Annotated in this window: 4 protein-coding genes; 3 read left to right on the plus strand and 1 reads right to left on the minus strand. The window is 58.5% G+C overall.

The features are described 5' to 3' along the window. The 3 genes from H7841_18125 to H7841_18135 form a co-directional block, all read left to right on the plus strand. Positions 1-477 (plus strand): hypothetical protein (locus H7841_18125; GenBank protein MEO5338775.1); only part of this gene is annotated, 477 nt, incomplete at its 5' end. Positions 478-586: 109 nt separating this feature from the next. Continuing rightward, complete coding sequence (locus tag H7841_18130) at positions 587-826, plus strand: helix-turn-helix domain-containing protein (GenBank protein ID MEO5338776.1); 240 nt, start codon at positions 587-589, stop codon at positions 824-826. Further along, positions 823-1,542, plus strand: coding sequence for a hypothetical protein (locus H7841_18135; GenBank protein ID MEO5338777.1), 720 nt, complete (start codon positions 823-825; stop codon positions 1,540-1,542). The genes H7841_18130 and H7841_18135 overlap by 4 nt, the downstream gene beginning before the upstream one ends. Here the strand turns inward: H7841_18135 and H7841_18140 are convergent. Continuing rightward, positions 1,525-2,433, minus strand: a complete 909-nt coding sequence (locus H7841_18140; protein ID MEO5338778.1) for a site-specific DNA-methyltransferase — start codon at positions 2,431-2,433, stop codon at positions 1,525-1,527. The genes H7841_18135 and H7841_18140 overlap by 18 nt on opposite strands. Positions 2,434-2,892: the final 459 nt, after the last annotated feature.

Raw genomic sequence — 2,892 nt, forward strand, 5'->3', positions numbered from 1 at the left:
ATCGTGGCCTGGGCTTTCACGTTCCGCGACCGCCTCGACCCGGCGGCGGTCGAAGCCTGGATCGCCGGCTATGGAACCCTGGGAATGGCGTTGTTCGTGCTGGCCTTCGCGGCCGGGACTGTGCTGTTCCTGCCCGGCGCCCTGTTCGGCCCGATCCTGGGCACCCTCTACAATCTGGCCGGCGCCACCCTGGGGGCCACCGTGGCCTTCCTGGCGGCGCGCTACTTGGCCGGGGACTGGGTGGCCGGGCGGGCGGGTTCCCGCCTGGGGCGGCTGGTGGCGGGCGTCGAGGCGGAAGGCTGGCGCTTCGTCGCCTTCACCCGGCTGGTGCCGCAAATCAGGGGACACGCAAATCAGGGGGCACGATTTCACGAAAGAACCGGAAGGTCCCTGGGGTCGGCGGCCTTCGTGGCGGGACCTGGAGGAGCGGACGGGACGCTTTCTCGCCCCCGCAAGGCGGGCGCGGGGTGGTCCTGAACCACCGACTAGCAACCTCTAACCCTCTGTAATGCAGCTTTTGGGTATCATCGTCCGTGGACGTATAGTCCGCAGGCAATGCATGCTCGCACGGTCTCCCCTTTGTTTGATGAATACAGTGAACGAACCCGCCCTGAAGCTACTTGGTAATCGCATCCGGCAAAGACGGCATGAGCTTGGTTGGACCCAGGAGGAATTGGCCGACCACGCAGAGATAGACCGATCTTATATCGGCGGCGTTGAACGGGGGGAGCGGAACTTAACCTTTACGGTTCTTTGCCAGATTTGCGCAGCGTTCAAATGCGATGTCGCCGCTCTCACCCACGGCCTGCCGGACGATTTTGAATGAAGTGGCTCCGCACGCTTGTCTTATTCGACCGAGGCAGCGTCATTTTGTCCAATGACTGGCGCATTGTCCACGAGAGCTATGTCCGTGCAATCGGAGAAATTGACCACCCCCGAGGGAGCGGCATCCTCACACTGAGGGAAAAGGAGCGACTGCCTAACGGCCAGTGGGCACGCAACGGCGTCAATTATCTGCGCGCCTACTTCCTGGAAGCCATGCGCGACCGTGAAGGCTGGCAAGCGGAAGGAAGCGTAGACCTATCCCGCAATCGCCAACAGCCGCCTGTGATCCTGTACCCTCCGATGGAACCTTATGTCGAGCCGATTACATCTGATTTCGGCGGCTTTGACTTTGTGACCACCGCGCCCAATGGGACCCGTGTGGCAATCGAATGGGAGACCGGCAACATCTCCTCTTCCCACCGAAGCATGAACAAGCTCGCCATCGCCTTGGGCAACGGGGTTGTCGAGGTCGGCGTCCTGATCCTGCCAAGCCGTCAGCTTTACGGGCATCTGACTGATCGCATTGGAAACATTGGAGAGCTATCAGGTTATCTCGCCATGTGGGAGAGCCTGAAGCACAGCGTAAGCCGAGGATTGCTGGCAATTTCCGTCGTTGAACACGACTATCTCACCCGCGATCCATCATTTCCCTACCTGGGCATGGGCAGTGATGGTCGGGCAAGGGAAGGGCGCTCCAAGCTATTGAGCCGCGAATAGATCGGCCTGCTCTCCGTCTTCCGCCGGGGACGCACATTCGTCATTCAGCCTGTAATCTTTGGAGAGGGGCTTACCAAATTTCTTGCGCCGCGCGAGGTCTGCCTGCGTGAACAGCGTATTCTTGTTCCCGTGAATGTCGGCCAGGTGCTCACGGTCGGCCTCCAGCGCATCGAATCGCTCAAGGATCGCTTCGCAGTGCAGTTCAGAGCCGATCCACCGCCTGCCTGTTAGCTCTGCGGCCACATAGGTGGTCCCAGACCCCCCAAACGGGTCGAGCACGAGAGAGCCTGGATCGCTGGACATCGTAACAATCCGATCCATCAGCTTAAGAGCCAAGCCGTTTGCATCGCGTTTCTTGTACTTCGCGTGGCGAACAGGCGGGATATCCGACCAGACATCCGAAAGGTTCACGCCCTTTGGGTTCATTTTGTCCTTGTATCCGCCGTAATCCCGAAGCTCCCCGCCGCAATGACGACAACAGGGCACTGGCAAGCGATCAGGGTGGAAAATTGCAGGTTTGTCGCCCTTGACGAAATACAGAAGCGAATAGTGAGACGGATAGAGGCGGTTTTGAATCGGTAGAGAGTATTTTATGTCAACAGCGACCCAATGCCGGAATGTAAGCCGAGATCCTAAAAACGCCCCAAGAGCTAAATTCCATTTTGGTAAGTTCCAAAGGAACAACGATCCACCTGGCTTTAACAGGCGGATCATTTCGCCAAGCCAGGAATAGCACCAATCAAGATACTCTTTCTCTGCAAGAGCATCGTTGATCTTTGAGCTATATTTCTTCCCCAGGTTGAATGGCGGATCGGCGAAAGCAAGGTCAACGGTTTCACGCTCCAGTGTACGCATGAACTGGATGCAGTTAGCTTCGTAAAGGTGGCCCAAGGGCGTTTCAAGAATGGGTATCATAGTCATCACGATGCCAATGTCGCGTGGCCGATGCAAGGGATATTTCGCAAGGGCAAGAAAGGGCTCCTTGACCCGACGAGTGGAATGGCCCTTCTAGGGGGAGATGGAGGGGGTATTCCGGCAACCTCCTTTGTCCTTCCGTCGGGCCTCCACCGTTCACCCGACGGCCCTGCGTCAAGCCCTTCTTGAGCTTGACAGCAGCCCTTGGGCCGCCCATTATTCAATAAGTCAATTGAATAATGACGCGCGAGCCTGGGGAGAACGCCATGAACGGAAGCCGGGTCGTCAGAATTCTGGGAATTCTCGCTCTTGCCGGCATCGTGGCCTGGGCTTTCACGTTCCGCGACCGCCTCGACCCGGCGGCGGTCGAAGCCTGGATCGCCGGCTATGGAACCCTGGGAATGGCGTTGTTCGTGCTGGCCTTCGCGGCCGGGA

Source organism: Magnetospirillum sp. WYHS-4 (genome assembly GCA_039908345.1).
Lineage (GTDB): Bacteria > Pseudomonadota > Alphaproteobacteria > Rhodospirillales > GLO-3 > JAMOBD01.

Coding starts and splice junctions, on each gene's coding strand:
- H7841_18130 (MEO5338776.1), top strand. CDS start 587: ATGAATACAGTGAACGAACCCGCCCTGAAGCTACTTGGTAATCGCATC.
- H7841_18135 (MEO5338777.1), top strand. CDS start 823: ATGAAGTGGCTCCGCACGCTTGTCTTATTCGACCGAGGCAGCGTCATT.